Origin of the sequence: Burkholderia sp. AU31624 (assembly GCF_020420065.1) — a bacterium.
In the GTDB taxonomy this organism is placed as follows: Bacteria; Pseudomonadota; Gammaproteobacteria; order Burkholderiales; family Burkholderiaceae; genus Burkholderia.
In genome coordinates, this window is record NZ_JAIZRT010000011.1 from 1 (window position 1) to 21,592 (window position 21,592).

Annotated in this window: 18 protein-coding genes and 1 tRNA gene; 17 read left to right on the forward strand and 2 right to left on the reverse strand. The window is 66.4% G+C overall.

Features of this window, described 5'->3' with window-relative positions; all coding sequences use genetic code 11:
• Window positions 1-294 precede the first annotated feature (294 nt).
• Window positions 295-381 (reverse strand) — tRNA-Leu (locus LGM89_RS32025).
• 681 nt (window positions 382-1,062) lie between these two features.
• On the opposite strand from LGM89_RS32025, the gene LGM89_RS32030 reads away from it, so the two are divergent.
• On the forward strand, window positions 1,063-3,360 hold the full coding sequence (locus LGM89_RS32030) for a CHASE2 and HATPase_c domain-containing protein (RefSeq protein WP_226275090.1): 2,298 nt from the start codon (window positions 1,063-1,065) through the stop codon (window positions 3,358-3,360).
• 671 nt (window positions 3,361-4,031) lie between these two features.
• Here LGM89_RS32030 and LGM89_RS32035 read toward each other — a convergent pair.
• A complete protein-coding gene (locus tag LGM89_RS32035) occupies window positions 4,032-6,980 on the reverse strand; it encodes a glycosyl hydrolase family 18 protein (protein WP_319001524.1) in 2,949 nt (982 codons plus the stop codon).
• Window positions 6,981-7,288: 308 nt separating this feature from the next.
• Between LGM89_RS32035 and gbpA the strand changes: the two genes are divergently transcribed.
• The 16 genes from gbpA to LGM89_RS32115 all read left to right on the forward strand — a co-directional run bounded on the left by gbpA (window position 7,289) and on the right by LGM89_RS32115 (window position 21,514).
• Window positions 7,289-8,749, forward strand: a complete 1,461-nt coding sequence (gene gbpA / locus LGM89_RS32040; protein WP_089494746.1) for an N-acetylglucosamine-binding protein GbpA — start codon at window positions 7,289-7,291, stop codon at window positions 8,747-8,749.
• A 271-nt stretch (window positions 8,750-9,020) separates the two neighbouring features.
• A complete protein-coding gene (gspG, locus tag LGM89_RS32045) occupies window positions 9,021-9,461 on the forward strand; it encodes a type II secretion system major pseudopilin GspG (RefSeq protein ID WP_089425248.1) in 441 nt (146 codons plus the stop codon).
• Window positions 9,436-9,957, forward strand: coding sequence for a lytic transglycosylase domain-containing protein (locus LGM89_RS32050; protein ID WP_226275091.1), 522 nt, complete (start codon window positions 9,436-9,438; stop codon window positions 9,955-9,957). Before gspG ends, LGM89_RS32050 begins: the two co-directional genes overlap by 26 nt.
• On the forward strand, window positions 9,954-11,138 hold the full coding sequence (locus LGM89_RS32055; RefSeq protein WP_089495283.1) for a type II secretion system F family protein: 1,185 nt from the start codon (window positions 9,954-9,956) through the stop codon (window positions 11,136-11,138). The genes LGM89_RS32050 and LGM89_RS32055 overlap by 4 nt, the downstream gene beginning before the upstream one ends.
• 54 nt (window positions 11,139-11,192) lie before the next feature.
• Window positions 11,193-12,827, forward strand: coding sequence for a GspE/PulE family protein (locus LGM89_RS32060; protein ID WP_226275093.1), 1,635 nt, complete (start codon window positions 11,193-11,195; stop codon window positions 12,825-12,827).
• Window positions 12,808-13,578, forward strand: coding sequence for a hypothetical protein (locus LGM89_RS32065; protein ID WP_226275095.1), 771 nt, complete (start codon window positions 12,808-12,810; stop codon window positions 13,576-13,578). Before LGM89_RS32060 ends, LGM89_RS32065 begins: the two co-directional genes overlap by 20 nt.
• A complete protein-coding gene (locus tag LGM89_RS32070; RefSeq protein ID WP_089494750.1) occupies window positions 13,575-14,105 on the forward strand; it encodes a hypothetical protein in 531 nt (176 codons plus the stop codon). Before LGM89_RS32065 ends, LGM89_RS32070 begins: the two co-directional genes overlap by 4 nt.
• On the forward strand, window positions 14,102-14,656 hold the full coding sequence (locus LGM89_RS32075; RefSeq protein WP_226275097.1) for a hypothetical protein: 555 nt from the start codon (window positions 14,102-14,104) through the stop codon (window positions 14,654-14,656). Before LGM89_RS32070 ends, LGM89_RS32075 begins: the two co-directional genes overlap by 4 nt.
• Complete coding sequence (locus tag LGM89_RS32080; RefSeq protein WP_089494752.1) at window positions 14,653-15,132, forward strand: hypothetical protein; 480 nt, start codon at window positions 14,653-14,655, stop codon at window positions 15,130-15,132. The genes LGM89_RS32075 and LGM89_RS32080 overlap by 4 nt, the downstream gene beginning before the upstream one ends.
• 31 nt (window positions 15,133-15,163) lie before the next feature.
• Window positions 15,164-17,581: a secretin N-terminal domain-containing protein gene (locus tag LGM89_RS32085; protein ID WP_226275098.1), complete on the forward strand. Its 2,418-nt coding sequence runs from the start codon at window positions 15,164-15,166 to the stop codon at window positions 17,579-17,581.
• The gene (locus LGM89_RS32090; RefSeq protein ID WP_226207795.1) at window positions 17,578-18,066 is read left to right on the forward strand and encodes a prepilin-type N-terminal cleavage/methylation domain-containing protein; all 489 of its coding nucleotides are present in this window, start codon (window positions 17,578-17,580) and stop codon (window positions 18,064-18,066) included. The genes LGM89_RS32085 and LGM89_RS32090 overlap by 4 nt, the downstream gene beginning before the upstream one ends.
• Window positions 18,041-18,436 carry a type II secretion system protein gene (locus tag LGM89_RS32095; RefSeq protein WP_089456124.1) on the forward strand — a complete coding sequence of 132 codons (396 nt, stop codon included), beginning with the start codon at window positions 18,041-18,043 and terminating at the stop codon, window positions 18,434-18,436. Before LGM89_RS32090 ends, LGM89_RS32095 begins: the two co-directional genes overlap by 26 nt.
• Window positions 18,423-18,962, forward strand: a complete 540-nt coding sequence (locus LGM89_RS32100; RefSeq protein ID WP_226275100.1) for a type II secretion system protein — start codon at window positions 18,423-18,425, stop codon at window positions 18,960-18,962. Before LGM89_RS32095 ends, LGM89_RS32100 begins: the two co-directional genes overlap by 14 nt.
• A gap of 13 nt (window positions 18,963-18,975) precedes the next feature.
• A complete protein-coding gene (locus tag LGM89_RS32105; protein ID WP_226275102.1) occupies window positions 18,976-19,659 on the forward strand; it encodes a response regulator transcription factor in 684 nt (227 codons plus the stop codon).
• Between the two features lie 587 nt (window positions 19,660-20,246).
• A complete protein-coding gene (locus LGM89_RS32110) occupies window positions 20,247-20,768 on the forward strand; it encodes a fimbrial protein (protein ID WP_226275104.1) in 522 nt (173 codons plus the stop codon).
• Between the two features lie 17 nt (window positions 20,769-20,785).
• Window positions 20,786-21,514, forward strand: a complete 729-nt coding sequence (locus LGM89_RS32115) for a molecular chaperone (protein ID WP_226275106.1) — start codon at window positions 20,786-20,788, stop codon at window positions 21,512-21,514.
• The last annotated feature ends 78 nt before the right edge of the window (window positions 21,515-21,592 follow it).

A 21,592-nucleotide genomic window follows, 5' to 3' on the forward strand; every position in this document is an offset into this window, starting at 1 on the left:
GTTGCCACCGCTAGGACCTGAACCTAGTGCGTCTACCAATTCCGCCACCTGGGCACGTTTCGCTTGTTGCTGCATCGCGAAAGAACGCAATTATAGCGTGTCCGAAGAGGCTGTCAACACAATTTCAGGTCGCGAACGAAAATAATTGAGCACGCTGTTCGGTCGGGGGAAGGAGGGTGAGGCAGGCATGCGCGCCACTTGCATGTGCGACGACGCCATTTTGCGATTGGCGCGTATTTTCGCGCCCGGAAATGAAAAAAGGCCGGCTAGAAGCCGACCTTTTTATAAAACAGATGGTGCCCAGGAGAGGACTCGAACCTCCACGATGTTGCCACCGCTAGGACCTGAACCTAGTGCGTCTACCAATTCCGCCACCTGGGCACGTTTCGCTTGTTGCTGCATCGCGAAAGAACGCAATTATAGCGTGTCCGAAGAGGCTGTCAACACAATTTCATCGAAAGCGATGAAAAGTGTTCACGTCGAACGGTCCGCCACACACTGGCCGGCGCCGGCCAGTCCCGCTGCGAAAATTCAGCCCGACGCCGGCTTCGTCTCGACGCGCGTCGGCAAACCATTCGGTCGGGAAAAACGTGGTGCGAAATTTCCCGCCGTTCATCAAAGTTTGGCAGGATCGCTTCACGGGTGAACAACCTGGGGCGAACAACCGCATTGTCTGCACGAACTCACCCGGGATCGAAGGTTCCGAACGGCGCGCACCGGCACGGTATCGACGCGTCCTGACGACCGTCCGGATGGCAAAAATTAAGACAAGTCCGAAACGAAATAGAAACCATATGGGACAAGGTCTAATTGGACCCGGTGCCTAATAAAAATCGAGATAGTTCCGGCAACATGGCGACATTGGAACCCGCGGCAGCATGCCGTGCGGTTGCCTGTTGAGGGACCCGGGGCCGCCTGAGCGAGAGTTGCGTGGCGGGATCGCGAGCGCGACGAAAAATGTGGCCAAGGCCGCAACCATGCAGGAAGTGCGCGGCTGCAACGAACTCGGGCGAACAAAACAAAAACGTGGACCAAACCATGCCTGACTGGCTCAATCGAGTCTTGAAAACTGCAACATCCGTTCGACCTGCCGTATGGCCGCTCACGGCCGGCGCGGTGTTGCTGGCGGTGCTCAGCTGCACGCCGACCGCCGAGGCGTTGCTGTCGCCGCTCGACCGTTTGTACTGGAACCTGGTGGTGACCGGCGTCGATCACGGGGATCGTGACGAGGTCGTCGTCATCTCGATCGACAAGAAGACGATTGCCGAACTCGGCAGCGGCGAAAGCTACGCGCGCACGTCCCATGCGCAGGTGCTCGATCGGCTGGGTGCTGCCGCGAGTGTCGTGCTCGACATGACGATGTTCAGCGCGGCGTCCGGCGATCAGGCGCTGGCGGGCGCGATCGCGCGGCAAGGGCACGTCGTGCTGCCTGCCCACGTCTCGCAGGAGGCCACGCGTGCCGACACCGTGCTGTTGCCCGAGTCACGGTTGCGCGCCGCGGCCGCGGCCATCGGCCAGCGCAGCGTGATGCTGGGCAGCGACCATCTGGTGCAGGGCATCGTGCCTTATATTCACGCGGACAACGCGGAGGCGGAACTGCCGCACGTGGCGCTGGAGGCGATTCGCGTGGCGGGCGCGTCGCTGCCGGCCGGCGACGTGCGTCACCAGGTGCAGGACCACGTGTCGAATCTGGGGCATGTCGAGACCGGTTCGCTCGCGCTGTTCCTGCCTGCGCGCTTCGACCTCGATCGCTATTCATACGTCGACGTGCTGAAAGGGCGCATTCCCGAGTCGGTGTGGCGCGGTCGCATCGTCTTCATCGGCGACGCGATGTCGGACCTTTCCGGCGTGTACGACCTGTCGACGTCGGAAGGGGGGCGGCTGCGGCGCGTCGAGGTCGATGCACTGGTGACGCAGGCGCTGCTCGATGGCCGCATTCTGCGGCGCGAGCCGGCGGCGATCCAGGTTGGCGTCAGCGTCGCGGTCGCGACGGGGATGCTGCTGATCTGCATGCTGGTGCCGGGCTGGCGCATGTACGCAGTCGCGATCGCGTGGATGGCCGCGTTCGTCTCCGTCTCGCTGGTGCTGCTGGTGCATTGGTCGTACTGGATGCCGCTCGGGCCGATGTTTGCCGTGTGCGCGCTGATTTTCGCGTTCTGCGGCTGGCGGCGTGCCGGCAGCCTGCGGACGTTCATGCTGAAGGAATACGGGCTGCTGCACCGGCTGGCCGGCAAGCATGCGTTCGCCGGCGTGCCGCACGCGGCGGGCGCCGATACCGAGCTGCCGAGCGCGGACGAAGTCGAGATCGCGATGCAGCATATTCGCGCCTGGCAGACGGCCTACGTCGACATGATCGAGACGTTGCCGTATCCGATCTTCGTCGAACAGCACGGCCGGCTGCTGCTGTGCAATGCGGGTGGCCGCGCGATGCTGGAGACGTTCGACACCGACGGTGACCGCGACGCGGCCGTCCGGCACGTGCTGTCGATCGCGCACGACGAAGTGCAGATCGCGAAGGCGAGCGGCAAGATTCACTCGGCGGAGCTGACGCTGAACGGGCGCACGCAGATGATGATGGTGACGCCGTTCGGCGACGGCGAGCAGCATCGTTCCACGGCGAGCATGATCTGCTTCGTCGATATCCACAACATCAAGGCCGCGGTCGAAAGCGACCGGCTGACGCTGCGACACATGGCGCACGACCTGCGCAATCCGCTGTCGACCGTGCTGTCGCTGCTCGAGGAGCGCAACGGCGCCGACGGCGCGACCGACGAGGATTTCCTGACGGACCTGCACAAGCTGGTGGACTACAGCCTGCGCGTTGCACAGGATTTCACGCAGCTGTCGCGCGCCGAGCATCTCGACACCCGCGCCTACGTGGCCGTGTCCGCCAACGATCTGGCGACGGAGGCGGTCGATCATCTGTGGCACAGCGCGAATGCGAAGCGGATCCGCGTCGAAGGCCCGCATTACGAGGGCGACGACGTGTTCGTGTCCGGCAATCGCGACATGCTGCTGCGTGCGCTGACCAATCTGCTCGACAACGCGATCAAGTACTCGGACGAGGGTACGGTGGTCGACGTGTGGATCGCTGCCGACGATCGGCAGGTGACGATGACGGTGCAGGATCAGGGGATCGGCATCCCCGCCGACGCGCTGCCGCGCCTGTTCGAGCCGTTCTTTCAGGTCGACGGCTCGCACCGCGACGCCAGCCGCGGCGTTGGCCTCGGCTTGCCGTTCGTGAAGGCCGTGGTCGTGCGCCATGGCGGCTCGATCGACGTGACGTCGACGCCGGGGCAGGGCAGCCGCTTCATCGTGCGCTTGCCGAGAGCCGCTGCGGAAACGCTCGAAGACGCGTGAGCTGCGCCGGGCCGCAACGGTAGTGCGGCCGCCAGCTTCGTCGAGGTCGGGTAGAGATTGAACCGGATGGATGGAAAGCCGGACCCTGTATCGCACAGGGCCCGGCTTTTTTGCGTTCGGGCCTGGCGCGTGTCGCGACACGGCGGATGACGAGACCGGCGCGCCTGTCGGCGCTTCGGACTGCGTGACGATCGAGCCGTCCCGGGGCGATGCCGACCTGACGAGACTTGCGGATGGAGGCTCGTCGCCGAGAACGCGCGATAGCGGACAGTGCGGCGATGGCTTGCCACGTCGGCACGAGAGACGAAGGCGCGGGGGCCGCGTGTCGTCTTCCGACGCGGACCCACCGCCAAGCCGGACTCCGATCCCGCAGGCGCGGCGCGACCCCGGACGCGAAGCAGCGGGAAGATCGAGGACGCCATCGACATGACGCGATGACACCGGGGCGACGCCGGTCCTGGCGTTTGCGGTCCGCGTATTCCTTGCGCATCGCCCGCACCTTCCCAACCGTCCCGTCCGCAGCGTTGCGGATGCCCATCCGCCAACCGACACCCAAACGAAAACGCCCTCGCGCGAGGCGAGGGCGATATCGGCATCAGCCGTTGTGCGCCCGGAGACGCAGGTTCGGATTGACCGGGGCGCCGCGCTGGCGCCGCCGGCCGGACCGGGCATTACTCCTTGTGTTCCTCCCATGCCTGGTCCCACGCGGTGCCCTTGCCCGGCTCGTAGGCCCAGGCTGCCATCGAGCACCAGTTGGTGTACGGGAACGGCTTGCAACGGAACAGCTTGCCGTTGTTGGAAACGATGTCGCCCGCGTTGTACTTCGTGCCTTCCTTGTACTGCGGGTGGTTGCCACCGCTGCCGCCACCTTCGCCGCCGCCGTTACCGCCGTTACCGCCGCCGCTTTCGCCGCCGCCGCCTTCGCCGCCGTTACCGCCATTGCCGCCGCCGTTACCGCCGCCGCTGCCGCCGTCGTTGCCGTAGAGCGTCCACGCGTCGTTCCACGCGAAGCCCTTGCCCGGCTCATACGCGGTCGGCGCGCCCGAGCACCAGCCGCTGTTCGGGAACGGCTTGCACTGGTAAAGCTTGCCGAGGTTCGACACGATGTCGCCGGCGTTGTACTGCGTACCGGCCTTGTACGCCGGGTACTTGCCGCCTTCGCCGCCACCGTTGCCACCGTTGCCGCCGCCTTCGCCGCCGTTACCGCCGCCCGCATCCTTGGCCTTCACGAGCACGGTGTGCTTCGCGGTGCTCGACAGCTTGCCGTCGCTGACCGTGACCGAGAACGTGAACGACTGGTCCTTCGCGAGCGTGGGTGCGGTGAAGTTCAGCTTCGCGCCGGCCGGCGTCGCCTGGATGCCGGTCGGGACGTTCCACTTGAAGCTCAGCTTGTCGCCGTCCGGATCGGTCGATTTCTCTGCCGACAGCACGACAGCCTGGCCGGCTTCAGCCGTTGCCGGGCCGCCGACTTGCGCGATCGGCGGGCGGTTTTCCGCCGGCGGCGGTTCCACGGCCGTGTCGGCCTTGGCGGTCACGACGACTTGCGCGCTGTCCTTCAGGCCGGCCGGATCGGTGACCGTCACGCGGAACGTGTACTTCGTGTCCTGCTTGACCGACGGAATGTCGACGCTTGCCTTCGCGCTCGTCGCGTTGGCGAGCTGCAGCGGCGCGCCGGCGACCTGGTCCCACTTGTAGGTCAGCTTGTCGCCGTCCGGATCGCGCGACTTCGATGCGTCGAGCGTGACCGTCGCCGGACCGGTGACGGTCATGGCGGCACCGGCGTTCGCGATCGGCGGATGGTTTTCCGCGCCGCCGCCTTCATTGCCGTGGCCGAGGCCCTTGTGCATCGCATTCAGGATGTCGCCGTTGTCCGAGTCGATTTCCCACGAGAACAGGCCGCCCAGCTGGTGGGCGCGCACGTAGTCGCCCTTCGCGAGAACGGAGCGCTCGTCGTCGAAGGTGAGGAGTTCGCCGGTGCTCTTGTTGAATACGTACGGTGCTTCGGCCGTCTGGTCGTAGTGGTACTCGTAGCCGTTGATGCCGGCGTTGTTCGGCCCGATCATCTCCGCCTTGAGCTTCTTGTAGTCGAGGATGCCCGGCTCCCACTGGCCCTTGTGCGCACCCGTCGCCGTGCCGGTGAACGGATTGCCGTCGGCATAGCCGTGTACGCCGGTCCAGCCGCGGGCATAGGCCGCCGCGCCGACCACGAGCTTCTTCGGATCGACGCCCTGCGCGAGCAGCGCCTGGATCGAATTGTGCGTCGTGTACGCGGTGTCCGGCTTCCAGCCCGGTGCATACAGCGCGGTCTGGTGGCCGAGTTCCTTCAGGCTGAACGCACCGTAGAAGTCGTACGTCATGTCGAAGATGTAGTCCATGTACTTCGTGGCTTCCTTGTAGTTCACCACGTCGATCTTGTCCTTGCCCGCGCCGATCGCCGACGTCAGTTCGTACGTCCGGCCGGTTTCCTGCGACAGCTTGTCGAGCATCTGCCGCAGTTCCTTCATCAGCGTCACGTACAGCGGGCCGTCCTTCACCGGATCGCCGAGCGACGGGTTCACACCCTTGCCGCCGGGGAATTCCCAGTCGATGTCGACGCCGTCGAAGAACTTCCACGTGCGCAGCAGCTGCTCGGTCGAGTCGACGAACACCTTGCGCTTCGCCGGGTCATGCAACTTGAAGAACGGATCGGACAGCGTCCAGCCGCCGATCGACGGCAGGATCTTCATGTTCGGGTTGCGTTTCTTCGCGGCCATCATCTGGCCGAGCACGCCCTTGAGCTTCGAGTTCGCGGTCTGGCCCGGCAATGCCTTGGCCATTTCACCGTAGGTGTCGTGGATCGCGACGCTGAAGTCGGGCAGGCCCTTGCAGCTCTGCTGAAGCGTGTTGAACGAGCCTGGCAGGTCCTTCGCGAGCGAGGCGTTCACGTCCGCGCCGCCGCAGATCGGGATGAAGCCGTACAGCATGTGCGTGAGGTTCTCGACCGGCACGTTGTCGACGTTGAACTTGCGGTCGTAGATCGACCAGGTCGCGAAGTACGTGCCGACCACCGAGCCGGACGTGTTCGCGTACGGCTTGTGGTTCTTGCTCGCGTTGTTCGGCAGATCGTCGGCGAGCTCCGGAATCGTGTCGAACACGACCACGTCGAGCGGTGCGCTGTCGGTCGCCGCGCCGTTCGCGTCGATCACGCGCACCTGCATCTTCTTCACGCCGGGCGTCTTCACGTTCGCGACCACCTGGCCGCTCTGCGTGCCGCCGGGCGTCATCTTCACTTCGGACGTGGCGTCGACGACGCCGTCGACCAGCGCGACCGCCTTCACCGCGGTGCCGTTGCTCCAGATGTCGAACGGCAGCGGCACGTCGACCTTCTTGTTCAGCTTGACGATGTCCTTGTACGGCGCGACGCCTGCCTTCTGCATGTCGATTTCGACGAAGCCGTGCGGCTGCGAGGTGATTTCGTACTGTTTCAGGCTGGGTTTGCCGGGGGCGGCGAACGCGGCGTTGGCAAAGCTGAGTGCGCTGGCCGCGGCGAGTGCCGCATAGGCGATGTGCGTGCGGCGCAGCGAGCGGCGTCGAACCACGAGATCAAGAGTCGGTTTCTTCGAATTCAATTTGATAGCCATCCATCCTGGTGTTGAAAAAAGTGTCGCGAATGCCAGCGCATTTTTCTTCGTGGAGGGCGGGGCGGCAACGAATCTCAATGCAATCTAAACGCGGGCAGGTCAACGCGGGACATGCCTATGTCAGGACTGCGGATGACTCGGCACGGAATCGTTTAGAGATCGTTGAGGAAGATTCGCGATCGAAAGACGCTTGCCGATACTTCACTCAGCGTTTCGTCAGCAGAACATGCGTCACGCCATTCGAGACGTTCGAACGCGATCCGTCGAACGAAGCCAACCCTGACCCACTTTCAACCAAACGAAATCAGATGAGAACCCGAACTGCGAAAAAGACCCTCTTTACCCTGTCGCCGCTCGTTGCCTGCGCGTCGATGTTCTTCGCCCAGGCCGCATTCGCGCATGGCTACCTGTCCGAGCCGCCGTCGCGCGGCCTGCTGTGCAGCGCGAAGGCGGGGAAGATCGAAAACTTCAACTGCGGCTCGGTCGCCTATGAGCCGCAAAGTATCGAAGGCAAACAAGGCTTCCCGGCAGCCGGCCCGAAAGACGGCGAAATCGCGAGCGGCGGCGTGACGCAGTTCAGCGAACTCAACGAGCAGTCGGTCGATCGCTGGAAGCAGACCAGCATCAAGCCGGGCGCGCAGAAGTTCAAGTGGACGTTCACCGCGGCGCACGTGACGAAGGAATTCAAGTACTACCTGACGAAGCAGGGCTGGAATCCGAACGAGAAGCTCACGCGCGACCAGTTCGACCTGAACCCGTTCTGCACGGTCGACGGCGGGATGAAGAAAGCCGACGAGATCGGCCCGCACAACTGCACGATTCCGGCGGACAAGAAGGGCCATCACGTGATGCTGACGACGTGGCACGTCGGCGATACGGCCGGCATGTTCTACAACGTCGCCGACCTGAACATCACCGACGACGGCGGCGCGACCGATCCGGGCAAGCCCTCGTGGTCGAACGTCGGCAGCATCGCGCCGATCATGGACCTGAAGGCCGGCGACAAGGTCACGAACCGCGTGTTCAAGTCGAGCGGCGAAGTGCCGTCGATGAAGACCACGGTGACGATCGGCTCCGCGCAGCAGGGCGAACGCAACATGTGGCCGATGCTGCTCGCGAAGGAAATCAACCGCGTGCAGTCGGCGAACCTGATGGCCGGCGTCGAGCGCGACGGTCGCATCGAGCCGTCGCTCGGCAAGAACGACGTGTTCTCGAAGAAGGGCAGCGGCATCGTGCGCACCGAGACGACGATCGATCACCAGCCGGAAAGCGGGCTCGACGAAGGCTTCAGCATCTCGAACAACGGTGAATTCAAGATCCAGAACGGCAAGGCGACCGCGAAGTTCTTCCTGAAGTTCAATCACGCGAAGGACACGAACGTCAACGTGAAGGTCTATGACGCGTCGAATTCGCTGGTCGGCTCGAAGTCGTCGACGATGCGCATGCAGGGCGACGTGAGCGTCGACATCGCGAACGCGAAGGCCGGCCAGCACACGGCCGTGGCAACGTCGCAGATCGAAGGCGGCACGCTGAAGCAGGAAACCACCACGTTCAAGCTGACCGGCGACGCGGGCGGCGGTGAAGGCGCGCAATGCCAGGCCGAATGGAAGCAGGGCACGGCCTACACGGGCGGCGCGAAGGTGCAGCACAACGGCCGCACGTACGAGGCGCGCTGGTGGACGCAGAACGAGGTTCCGGGCAGCCCGGCCTCGACGGGTGCGGACCACACCGGCAAGGTGTGGAAGGACCTGGGCGCCTGCGCCAAGTAACGACCTGAAAGGGCATTGAGACGAGCCGCACGCAGCAATGCGTGCGGCTTTTTTTTCGGGTCGGAGCGTACCGGCCCGCACCTTGAAAACCTTATTGATATTTCGTTGAGGAAGGTGGTGGCGCAGGGCGCCCCCCGGGAAAATGACGTCATCGATCGGCGCTTTCCTTCAATCGAATACGCATCAGCGAAAGCGCGATTCACCTGCCGTCTGCGACACGACGGCCTCCGGCCGCGATGCCGCGCCGGGATCTCTACCGAGGGCATACGACGTGAAACCGAACTATCTGAAATGGACGAAACGACGGGGCCAGAAGGGCTTCACCCTGCTGGAGCTGCTGGTCGTGCTGCTGATCATCGCGCTGCTGGCCGGCTATGTCGGACCGAAGCTCTTCTCGCAGGTCGACAAGGCGAAGGTCAAGTCGACGGAAGCGCAGATGAAGACGCTGGGCGACGCGGTCTCGCAATTCCGGCTCGACATGGGCCGCTATCCGACGGCTGACGAAGGGCTCGACGCACTGGTCGCGGCGCCGCAGGGCACCGACGGCTGGAACGGCCCGTATCTCGCGAAGGCCGTGCCGAAGGACGGCTGGGGCCGCGTGTACCAGTGGAACGTGCCGGGCCGCGACGGCGAAGCGGAGATCGTATCGCTCGGGCGCGACGGTCGGGTTGGCGGGAGTGGTCTCGATGCAGACCTCGTCTACGGCATGTAAGGGCCTGCGTCGCTGGGTGGCCGCGGTGGCGCTGTTCGCCGCCGGCACCTCCGGCGTCGCGGCCAGGGATTGCTGGACCTGGGCAGGCGAGCAGCATGGCATCGATCCGCTGCTGCTCGTCGCGATCGCGAAAGTGGAATCGTCGATGAATCCGCGCGCGATGAACTGGAACCGGAACGGCACCTACGACATCGGGCTCATGCAGATCAACAGCACGCATCTGCCGCGTCTTGTCAAGGTCGGCGTGACGCACAAGCGGCTGATCGACGAGCCGTGCACGTCGATCGCCACCGGCGCATCGATCCTCGCCGATTTCATCGATCGGCACGGCTATACCTGGAACGCGGTCGGCGCGTACAACGCCGGGTCTTCGCCGAAGCGCGAGCCGGCCCGCAAGGCCTACGCGACCAAGGTCTGGAAGGAATACCGGGTGCTGACGAGCGATCGTGAGGCGAGCTTCGCGAAACTCGACGAATGGCGGAGGCCGTCGCGATGAACACGTTCCGGGTACGGGTGCTTGCCGACGGCAAGGTCTCGCAGCAGACGGCCGAAGGGGCGAGCGAGGCGGAGGTGCGTGCGCGGCTCGCGGCACAGGGCCGGGTCGTGGTCGAGATCCGGCGCGAGGCGGGCTTCGGGCGCCGCCGCGCGGCGCCGAAGTTTGCGCTGACGCTGTTCCTGCAGGAGTTATCGACGCTGCTCGATGCGGGCCTCGTGCTGATCGAGGCGCTCGAAGCGCTGCGCGACAAGGCGGATTCGGGAAAGGACGCGAAACACGTGATCGACCGGATTCTCGCGGTGATGGTCGAAGGGCAGCCGTTGTCGAAGGCGCTGGCGCAGCAACCGGCGATCTTTCCGCCGCTGCTGGTCGCGACGATCGAATCGTCGGAGGGCAGCGGCCAGTTGCCGGTCGTGCTGAAGCGCTACCAACAGTACGAAGTGCGAATCGAACAGGTTCGCAAGCGCGTCACCGGCGCGCTGATCTATCCGGTCGTCGTGATCGGCGTGGGTATCGCGATCCTGCTGTTCATGGCGTTCTTCGTGATTCCGCGCTTCGCGGTGGTGTTCGAGTCGCTGGCCACGCTGCCGGCGACCGCGCAGGCGATGCTCTGGTGGGCGACCCTGCTGCGCGAGAACGGCATGGCGGTCGGGCTGGCGGTCGTGGCGTCGTTCGTGGGCGCGGGGCTGGCGGTGCGCTCGGCGGCCGTCAAGCGCGCCGCGCAGCGGCTGATGTGGCGCGCGCCGAAAGTGCGCGACATCTGCGCGTTGTTCGCACTCACGCGGTTCTACCGGACCGTCGGCCTGCTGATCGCGGGCGGCACGCCGGTGATCGTCGCGCTGGAGCTGTCCGGCAAGGTGTTGCCCGAGCATTTCCGCGGGCGGCTGGCGGCGGCGCTCACCGACATGCGCGCAGGGCGTCCGGTCGCCGCGGTGCTCGCCGCGCATGCGCTGACGACGTCGGTTGCCGAACGGTTGTTGCGCGTCGGCGAACAGAGCGGCGACCTGGGCGGGATGTGCGAACACATCGCGCAGTTTCATGACGGCGCGCTCGACCGCGCGATCGAGATGCTCAGCAAGGTCTTCGAACCGGTGCTGATGCTGGCGGTGGGCGCGACGGTGGGCGCGGTGGTCCTGCTGCTCTACATGCCGATCTTCGAATTGGCCGGCAGCGTCGGATAGCGATCCGGGCCGACCCGGCTCTCGCGAACCCGCTGACCAACAGGAGAAAACTGAATGAAAACGGAACACATCGCTCAACGCTGGCAGTCGGAATCGGAGGCATCCGGCGTTGGCTTCGCGCAATACGTCGACGGCCTGCTGAGCGGCGACGTATCGGTGCTGGCCGAAGTGGCGGCCTGCCTCGGCGTCGACGCGGTCGACGCGCAGACGCTGCAGGCGGCGCCGACGCGCTTCGACCTGCTGCCGCTGCACGATGCGCTGACCTGGCGCGTGCTGCCGATCGAGCGCGACGGTGCGGCCTGCGTCGTCCTGGCCGATCCGTTCGCGCGCCAGGTGCGCGACGAACTGCTCGCGCGCTTCGGTGCGCAGCCGGTGCAGATGGCGATGAGCGTGCCGGGCGAGGTCGAGCGGCTGCTCGGCGACGTCGAGTCGAACGAGCGTCTGATGGACGACGTGACGATCGATGCGCAGGGCGATTCGCTCGCGCAGGCGATCGAGTCGATCTCGCTCGCGAGCATCGCGAAGGACGAAAGCCCGGTCATCCGGCTCGTCAATACGACCCTCTACGACGCGCTGCAGAGTCGCGCGAGCGACATCCACCTCGAAGCGGTACTCGACGGCCTGGCGATCCGCTACCGGATCGACGGTGTGCTGCAGTCGATCCGTCACATCCCGGGGCTCGAGACGGCCGCGCAGACGCTGTCGCGTCTCAAGGTGCTCGCGGCGCTCGACATCGCGGAAAAGCGCGTGCCGCAGGACGGCCGTTTCAAGGTCGTGATGCAGGGCCGCGAGATCGATTTCCGCGTGTCCATCATTCCCGGCACCTATGGCGAGAACGCGGTGATGCGCGTGCTCGACAAGTCGCAGCGCGGCGACAGCGTGAGCCTCGACGTGCTCGGCTTCGACGCGCAGACGGCCCGGCGCGTGCGCGCGCTCGCGCACCGGCCGTACGGGCTGATGCTCGTGACGGGGCCGACCGGCAGCGGCAAGTCGACGACGCTGTATGCGGTGCTGTCGGAAGTCAACACCGGCGACGACAAGATCATCACGATCGAGGATCCGGTCGAATACGAACTGAAGGGCGTGCTGCAGATTCCCGTCAACGAGCGCAAGGGGCTCACCTTCGCTCGCGGGCTGCGCGCGATCCTGCGGCACGATCCGGACACGGTGATGGTCGGCGAGATCCGCGACGAGGAGACCGCGTCGATCGCGGTGCAATCGGCACTCACCGGCCACCGCGTGCTGTCGACGGTCCACGCGAACGACGGCTTCAGCGTGATCGACCGCTTCATCTACATGGGCGTCGAGCCGTCGACGTTTCTCGAGGCGCTGAACGGCGTCGTGTCGCAGCGGCTGGTGCGGCGCATTTGCGAAAGCTGCGGCGGCGCGGCGGCCGACGGTGCCGATCTGTCCGGTGCGTCGCTCGACGACCTGAAGCACGTGGTCACGCCCGGCGAGGGTTGCGAAACCTGCCGGGGCACCGGTTATCACGGCCGGATCGGCCTCGCCGAAGTGCTGACGCTCGATGCGGCGATGAAGGCTGCGTTGCTCGAGCGTTCGATCGAGAAGCGCGCGCAGGCGCTCGCGAACAACGCCGACTACCAGTCGATGCGCGATGCGGGCCTTGCCGCGATTCGCGCACGACTGACGACATTTCAGGAGGTGCAGCGTGCGATCGCCGTGGAATAACGTGTTCGCGGTGCTCGACGCCGACCGGTTGTGCGTATGGACGAGCAACGACTGGCGCGCACGGCGCGCCGGCGAGCCGCGGATCGTCGTCGCGCACGACGGTGCGCCCGCCGACGCGCTGGCGCAGGTGCTCGGCGACCTGCCGAAGGCGCGCCTGCCGATGCTGAACCGCGTGCACGTCGTCGCGGGGCATCCGTGGACGCATGGCGTCGTGTTGCCCTGGCAGGACGGACTGGTGTCGGACGCCGCGTGGGACGGTTATGCCCGCGCGCTGTTCGCCGCCCGTGCGCAGCGCGGCGCGCTGCGGATTCGCCTCGAAGGCGGGCGGCGCGGCCGCGCGCAGCTCGCGGTGGCGGCTTGCGACACGTTGCTCGTGTCGCTCGACGAGACGTGCCGCGCAGCCGGCTGGCGGCTCGTCAGCGTGCGCGACGCGCTGTCGGTGGCGCTCGCCACGCATGCGAAGCACCTGAGCGGCGACGACTACCGCTATGCGTTGCTGCAGCCGCGCATCGTCACTTGCGCGTTCCGGCGTGCGGGCGAGTGGGCCGACGTGGTCACGCTGCCGCGTGCGGGGGGCAGCCGTCTCGACGACTGGTTCGCGGCCGCGGCGTTGATGGCCGGACAGCCGCTGGCCGGCGCGGCTTTCGCGAGCGCGCTCGACGGCACGCTGCCGAGCGCGGCCGCCGAGGGCGTCACGTTGCTCGACGACGACATGGCCCAGGCCGTGCACACGCAGGAGGAGCCGGCATGAAGCGCCTGAATGAACTGGATTTCGTGGCGCCTCGCACGCGTGTCACGCCGTGGGCAGCCGTCGCGCTGTGCTGCGCGCTGCTGACCGGCGCGTTCGTCGCGAGCGAGTGGTCCAACGTCGAGCAGTTGCGCGACGAGGTCGACAGCATCGAAAGCCGCATCGACCAGCGCCAGCGCGCGATCGAGCGCGAGCAGCGCCGGCAGAAGAACATGACGGCGGAGGAGCGCCGCATCGCGCGCGTGCTCGACCAGCAGCGCACGAGCGCGACCGGCGCGGGACCGGCGGTGGTCGACTGGATCGAGCACGCGTGGACGCCGCAGATCGCGCTGAAGCTGCTGACGGTCGACAAGGCCGGGCAGGAAGCGCGCCTCGAAGGCGGTGCCGCGCATCTGTCGCACATCTACATGTTCGTCGACCGTCTGAAGGACCGTCACCCCGACCGCAAGGTCCGCCTGATGCAGCACCGGACGAAAGACGAGGACGGCAAGAACATTTTCTATTTCAGCCTGAACATCGAACACCCATGACGAACCTGAAATCAATCGACATGACCGCGCTCGCCGAGCGGCTGCGCTGGGGCGCCTATGCGGCGTCCCGCAAGCTGGGCATGCCGGGGCTGGTGGCAGGGGGGCTCGTCGTGGCGCTGATCGGCGTGCACGCGTGCTACCTGCAGCCGGGCGCCGAGCAGCTCGAGGCCGATCGCGACGCGCGGACGAAGGCGCTGGCCGCGCTGCCGAAGCCGGGCCAGAAGGCCGGCCACGGCGGCATGACGCTGCAGCAGGTGCAGCAACTGCGCAGCACCGAGCAGGCGTACTCGATCTTCCAGATCCTGTCCCAGCACGGCATGGAGCGCAAGCACGCGACCTATCGCCGCGAAGTCGAGGTGCAGGGCAAGCTGCGCCGGCTCACGATCAACGTCGCGCTGTCCGGCAGCTATGTCGGGCTGCGCGAAGCGATCCGCGAGATTACGCAGCAGCCGATGGTACGCATCGAGGGACTGTCGGTCGAGCGTGAGCGGATCGACAGTCCCAACGTGATCGCCGACCTGCGGGTCAGCCTGCTGGGGCCGGACGCATGATGCGCGCGCCCCTGATCCCGATCGCGGCCGCGCTCGCGCTGGCTGCCGCGTGCGTTGCCGGCGGCAGCGCGGCGAGCGAAACGCACGCGCTGGCACCGGTCGTCGACCTGTTCCCCGCGCAGAGCTGGGCCTCGCTCGGCGCGGAGACGGCGACCGACGCCGAGCCGCCGCCCGACGCGGCGCCCGAGCCCGACATGCCGCCGCTCGACACGCCGATCGACGCGCCACCGGTTGCATCGGCGCCGTTCGACATTGCCGGCGAGTGGCGCGAGAACGGTCATCGCATCGTCGTGCTGGACGGCGCGGGCAAGACTTTCCTGCTGTGCGAATCGCGTTGCGGCGTGCGTGACGCGGTGCTGCCGGGCGGCGAGATCGCCGAAGGCTACCGGCTGAAGAAACTGGGCAAACAGGGCGCGGTGATCGTGACCCGTGGCAGCAGCGATATCGAGCTGTCGCCGCCCGTCCCGACTCCATGAACCCCGATTTGAACCTGTTCCGAACACCATCATGAAACGTAAACTCAGTCTTTTACTCCTGATCTCGGCGCTCGCGCTGACAGGATGCGCGAGTACCCCGTTCAACGCCGTGCCTGCCGCCGCCACGACACCTGCCGAGCGCCTCAGCACGCTGCAGCAGCAGAAGCAGGCCGCGCCCGACGACATCGCCCTCACCACCGCCGTCGAGGGCAGCCGGCAGGAGTATGTGCGCGCCGAACTGAAGGCCGCCGACGGCCAGGTCGCGCAGGGCAACCATGCCGCCGCGATCGACCACCTGAATAACGTACTGCGCGAGGAGCCGGGCAACTTCAAGGCCAGCCAGTCGCTCGAGCAGGTCAAGCGCCGCCAGCAGATGTCGGTCGACCTCGCGCGCGCGCAGCGCATCGGCGGCGAGAAGCCGCAGGAAGCGCTCGAGATCGTGCGGCGGATTCTCGCCGAGCAGCCGAACCATGCGGACGCGAAGCGCCTGCGCGATACGCTGCTGAATCAATCGCAGGCCGGCCGCACGGTGCGCCCGCAACTGGCCGACGCGCTGCGCAAGCCGGTGTCGCTCAACTTCAAGCAGCAGCCGCTGATGAACATCTTCGACGTGATTTCGCGCGTGTCCGGCGTGAACTTCGTGTTCGACCGCGACGTGGATACCAGCCAGGCCGCGACGCTGTTCGCGGAGCGCACGACCGCCGAAGACGCGATCAACCTGCTGCTGCGCACCAACCAGCTCGAGAAGAAGGTGCTCGACAAGCACACGCTGCTGGTCTACCCGTCGCAGCCGGACAAGGCGCGCAACTACACGGAGTTCGCGATTCGCACGTTCTTCCTGTCGCACGCGGACGCGAAGTCGGTGATGGCCGCGCTGCGCCAGATGATCAAGCCGAAGGACGTCTACGTGGACGAACGCGTGAACGCGGTCGTCATGCGCGACACGCCGGAGACGATCCAGGTCGCGGAGCGCGTCGTGATGGGCCTCGATATCCCGCAATCGGAAGTCACGCTCGACGTGCAGGTGCTGGAGGTCAACATGAACGACAGCCTCGATCTGGGCGTGCAATATCCCGGCAAGGTCCAGTTCAACGCGCTGGGCAGCGTGGAAGGCGGTGCGCTGACGCTCGGCGACCTGCTGCGCCTGAATCGCGATCGCGTCGGCGTGTCGAGTGAATCGGGCGGGCTCGCGCTCGCGATCGACATGTTGCAGAAGCAGGGCAAGACCAAGACGATCGCGAATCCGAAGATCCGCGTGCGCAACATGGAGAAGGCCAACATCAAGATCGGCGAGCGTGTGCCGATCGTCACGACCACCAATGCGAACGGTGTCGTCACCGAATCGGTCAGCTACCAGGACGTGGGCCTGATGCTGAAGGTCGAGCCGCGCATCAGCCTGAACGAGGAGGTGAGCGTCAAGGTGAACATGGAGGTCAGCAGCATCCTGTCGAAGGAAACCACGAAGACCGGGCTCGTCGCCTATTCGCTCGGGACGCGCAACGCGGAGACGCTGATGACCGCGAAGAACGGCGAAACGCAGATCCTGGCCGGCCTGGTGAAGCGCAATGAAAGCGAAAGCATCGCGGGGCTGCCGGGCATGTCGGGCCTGCCGGTGCTCGGCCGGCTGTTCGGCTCGAACGGCCGCAGCAGCGAGCGTTCGGAGATCGTGCTGCTGATCACGCCGCATATCGAACGCAATCTCGACCTGCCGACGTCGGCGGTGACGACCTTCCTGTCGGGCACCGAGTCGCGCGTGACCACCGAAGCGCTGACGCTCGAGTCGGCACGCGCAGTGCCCCCGCGGATGACGTCGTCGGACGGCCCGGACCTGAACGCGCCGATCGAGCCGGTCGAGCCGTCGAAGCCCGCGGGCAACGAGATGAGCGCTGAACCGGCCAACGCCGACGCGGAGCCGCAAGCGCCGGCGCAGGCCGAGCAGGGCGACGCGACGAGCCCGGCAGCCGAGCACGGCGCGCGCGGCACCGGGATGATGCGTACGCGTGCGGATGCCGGGCGGCAACCGGCTGCGGCGATCAAGACCGTAGCGGCTCCGGTCGCACCGGTCGCACAGAACCGTCCGGCCGCGCCGCGCGGCGAGATCACACGCGCCGTCGCTGCAGCGGCACCGGCTGCCGGCCCGCGTGCGGAAGTCGTCGCCGCGCCGATCGGGCAGGCGCGTGCGGGCGACGTCGACGCGGCTCCGCAGGCGGTGCAACCGGCTGCCGTCGTGCGCGCCGTTGCGCCGGTGACGGTGGCCGATGCTGCCGCGCCGCGCGCGGCGCTCGCCGAGCCGCAGGCACGCGGCGAGCATCGCATCACCGCCGCGGTACGTTCGCTGATCGGCTCGCTCCACGCGCTCGTCGCGCGTTTGACGGGCGAGCGCGAATCGGCGCCGGTGCGGTATGCCGACGCGCCGGTACTGCCGTCGCGCGCACGGGGCTTCGCATGAGCATCCGTCGACGTGCGCGCGCGCGCGGTTTCACGCTGATCGAGCTGCTGGTGGCATTGACGCTGCTCGCGTTGCTCGCGACCGTCGCGCTGCCGCTGACCGACCTGGTCAAGCGCCGCTCGGACGAGGCCGAACTGCGCCGTGCGCTGGTGGTGATCCGCTCGGCGCTCGACGCGTACAAGGCGGCGGCCGATGACGGGCGCATCGAGCGCAGTGTCGACGCGAGCGGCTATCCGCCCGATCTGCACGCACTCGTCGACGGCGTCGAGGACAAGAAATCGCCGGACGGCGCGAGACTGTACTTCCTGCGCAAGCTCCCCGCCGATCCGATGTGCGAATGCGAGGGCAAGGCGCCGGAGGACACCTGGGAAACGCGCAGCTATGCGAGCGACCCCGATGCATTCTCGTCCGGCGAGGACGTGTTCGACATCCGCTCGACCAACCGCAAGGAGAGCCTCAATGGCGTCCCGTACAACCAGTGGTAAGCGTGCACGCCGCATCGCGGGCTTCACGCTGATCGAACTGCTCGTCGTGATGGCGATCATCGCGTCGCTCACCGCGTTCGTCGCCCCCGGCTACCTGAAGCAGAGCGACCGCGCGAAGGAAACGGTGCTGCGCCACAACCTGAACACGCTGCGCCAGTCGATCGACGACTATCGGGCGGATCACGGCCGCGATCCCGACACGCTCGAGGTGCTGGTCGACAAGCGCTATCTGCGCGAGATCCCGCTCGACCCGGTCACGGGCAAGCGCGGCTCCTGGCAACCGCAGGCCGGCGACCGGGGCGGTGTCGCGGACGTGAAGAGCGGCGCGAAAGGGCGTGCGCTCGACGGGAGCGCATATGGGACGTGGTAACCGGCGGCGTGGCGGCCGATGCCGCGGCCCGCGCGGGCAGCGCGGCATCGCGTATCTCGGCGTGCTGATGCTCGTCGCGGCGCTGGGGCTCGGCATGACGCAGGCCGCGCGCATCTGGCAGACGGTGCAGCAGCGCGATCGCGAGGCGCAGTTGCTGTTTGTCGGCGACCAGTATCGCGCGGCGATCGCAAGCTACTACAATGCGGCGGGAGGCAGCCGCTATCCGGAGTCGCTCGACGTATTGCTCGAGGACCGCCGCGCGCTGCCGACGCAGCGTCACTTGCGGCGCCTGTACGCCGATCCGCTGACCGGGTCGACGCAGTGGGGGCTCGTGAAGGCGCCGGACGGCGGCATCATGGGCGTGTACAGCGAGGCGCCGGGGCAGCCGCTGAAGCGCCAGGGCTTTCCCGCGCGGTACGATACGTTCGGCGACAGCGACGCCTATGGCGAATGGGCTTTTGTTTACTTGCCGCCCGCTCCGGCCGACGGAGTGGCGAACGGGCCCGAGGACGGGGCGGCATCTTGAGACTGGATCGAACATGATTGTCGCAATACTCGAAGACATGGTGACGCAGGCGGGCGTCGTGGCCGGCTGGCTCAACAAGGCCGGCTACGACACGGAGGTGCGTCACGACGGCGACAGCTTCATCGAGCTGGTGCGCACGCAGCGCGTCGACGTGCTGCTGCTCGACTGGGACGTGCCCGGCAAGTCGGGGATCGAGGTGATGCGCTGGGCGCGCGAATCGTTCGCCGACACGCTGCCGATCATCATGATGACGCAGCACGACGGCGAGAACGACATCGTGTTCGGTCTGAACACCGGTGCAGACGACTATCTGATCAAGCCGTTGCGGGAACGCGAACTCGTCGCGCGCGTCAATGCGCAGGCGCGCAAGTACTACCCGGAGACGCAGCGCGCGAAGGTCGTCGAGGTCGGCAAGTTCGTGCTCGACACGAGCTCGCATGCCGCGACCGTCGACGGCGTGTCGGTCGAGCTGTCGCAGCGCGAGTTCGATCTCGCGCTGATGCTGTTCGAGAGCGTCGGGCGGATCGTGTCGAAGGACATGATGATCAAGCGTATCTGGGGCGTGGTGGACCGGAAGTACGACGCGACGCTGGCCACCTATGTCAGCAAGTTGCGTACGAGCCTCGGGCTGCGGCCGAAGAACGGGCTCGCGATCACGACGATCTACAACTACGGGTATCGGCTCGAGTTGACCTGAGCAATCGGCCGGCCGCGGCGACGCGCGCCGGCTGACCACGGGATCGATATCGCCGATCCTTCCTGTCCCCATCCGTATTCCCATTCCGACAAGGCTGTCGCGGCACGCCGCTTCAGCCGCCGTTCGGCATTGAATCGACGCGCCTGCGCGAGGCTATCCTGAGGCTTTCGCGAGGCACGGCCGCCCGTCTCGCCGCGTTCCGGTCACATCCCGTTCCCCCCGTCGTTTGTCACCACCGCCGCGAGCGGTACGCTCGGCCGTGCCGGCCTCGGGCGCGTTTGCGCGCACCATCCGTGCCGACGGCCATATCGCTGCACGGCGCATCTTTCGCCAGACGGTGAGGATTCCTTGCGTATTGACCGGTGCCGTCCGCTACGTCGGCGGGCGCGCCGGTGAGGGGGGAAGCGTCGTCGCCGGCGTCGTATTGCATCGTGATTCATCCGTCCAGGCGGCATGCGTTGAGAATTTTCTTAAGTTTGTTGGGTGGCGATGGCCGGATCGGAATAATGCCTGCGAACTCGAAGGGTTCGTAGTTCCGCTGTCAGGGACCGGCAGCGGAAATCCTCAATTCTCTACCCAGATACTCGATGAAAAAGACCCAGAAATCCCTCCTGTTGGCCGCGCTCCTGGCCGTATTCGGATCGACGTCCGCACTTGCCGCGGATGGCACGATCAACTTCCACGGCAAGATCGTCGCGACGACCTGCAAGATCGACAACAGCAATATTCAGGTGCCGCTCGGCGCGATCGGTATCGACCAGCTCGCCACCGCCGGCCAGGAAAGTCGCCGCGTGCCGTTCCAGATCGCGCTGAGCGAGTGCAACGACCAGCTGAGCGGCGTACGCGCGCAGTTCGAGGGCACGTCGAACGGCGACGATCCGACGCTGCTCGCGATCGGCACCGGCGCGCAGGACGACGCGAAAGGCGTCGGCATCCAGTTGATGGACGAAGGGGGCAAGCAGATCGGCATCAACAGCGAGACCGACACGCTCAAGCTGACGCCGGGCAGCAACGTGCTGAACTTCGCCGCGAACTACGTCTCGACGTCGAACCAGACCGAGGCGGGCGAGGCGAACGGCACGGCGTCGTTCACGTTGCACTACCGCTAAGCAGACGGGATCGACCGATGACGATTCAATTCGGACAACGTACGCTGGCCTGCGTGCTCGGGCTGTGCATGACCCACGGCGCGCTGGCGGGCGTGGTGGTGGGCGCGACGCGCGTGATCCTGCAGGAGGACCGGCGCGAAGCCGTCGTGCCCGTGAAGAACGCGGACAGCCAGCCTTACGTCGTGCAGGCCTGGATTGACGGCGGATCGACGAAGGGCGGCGCGAAGGCACCGTTCTTCGTCACGCCGCCGCTGTCGCGGCTCGATCCCGGCAAGGAAAACCTGCTGCGCGTGATGCCCGTCAAGCACGGGCTGCCGTCCGATCGCGAGTCGCTGATGTGGCTGAACGTGAAGGAGATTCCGGCCACGCCGAAGCAGGACAACGTGCTCCAGATCGCGATCCAGACGCGGATCAAGGCGTTCTATCGGCCGCAGGGCCTGACCGGCTCGTCGGCCGATGCGCCGGCGGCGCTCACCTGGCGCATCACGCCGTCGGGCGACGGCGCGCTGCTGACGGTGAACAATCCGACGCCTTATCACGTCACGTTCTCGAAGATCGGCATCGATGCCGGCACGAGCGAGGACGTCGATCTCGAGATGGTGCCGCCGCTGCAGGCGGCGACCTACAAGCTGCGCTACATCCACGCGGTGCCGGCGCAGCCCGTCACGCTGCGGTTCAGCACGATCAACGACTACGGCGCCGTGACGCCGTCCGTCACGATGAAGGTGCCGACCGGCGCCGTTTGACGCAACGCGGTCGTGGGGCCGGCCAGCGGCCACTCCGCGATCCGCTTTCCCGACTTTCCATTTTTTTGACTTCATGCG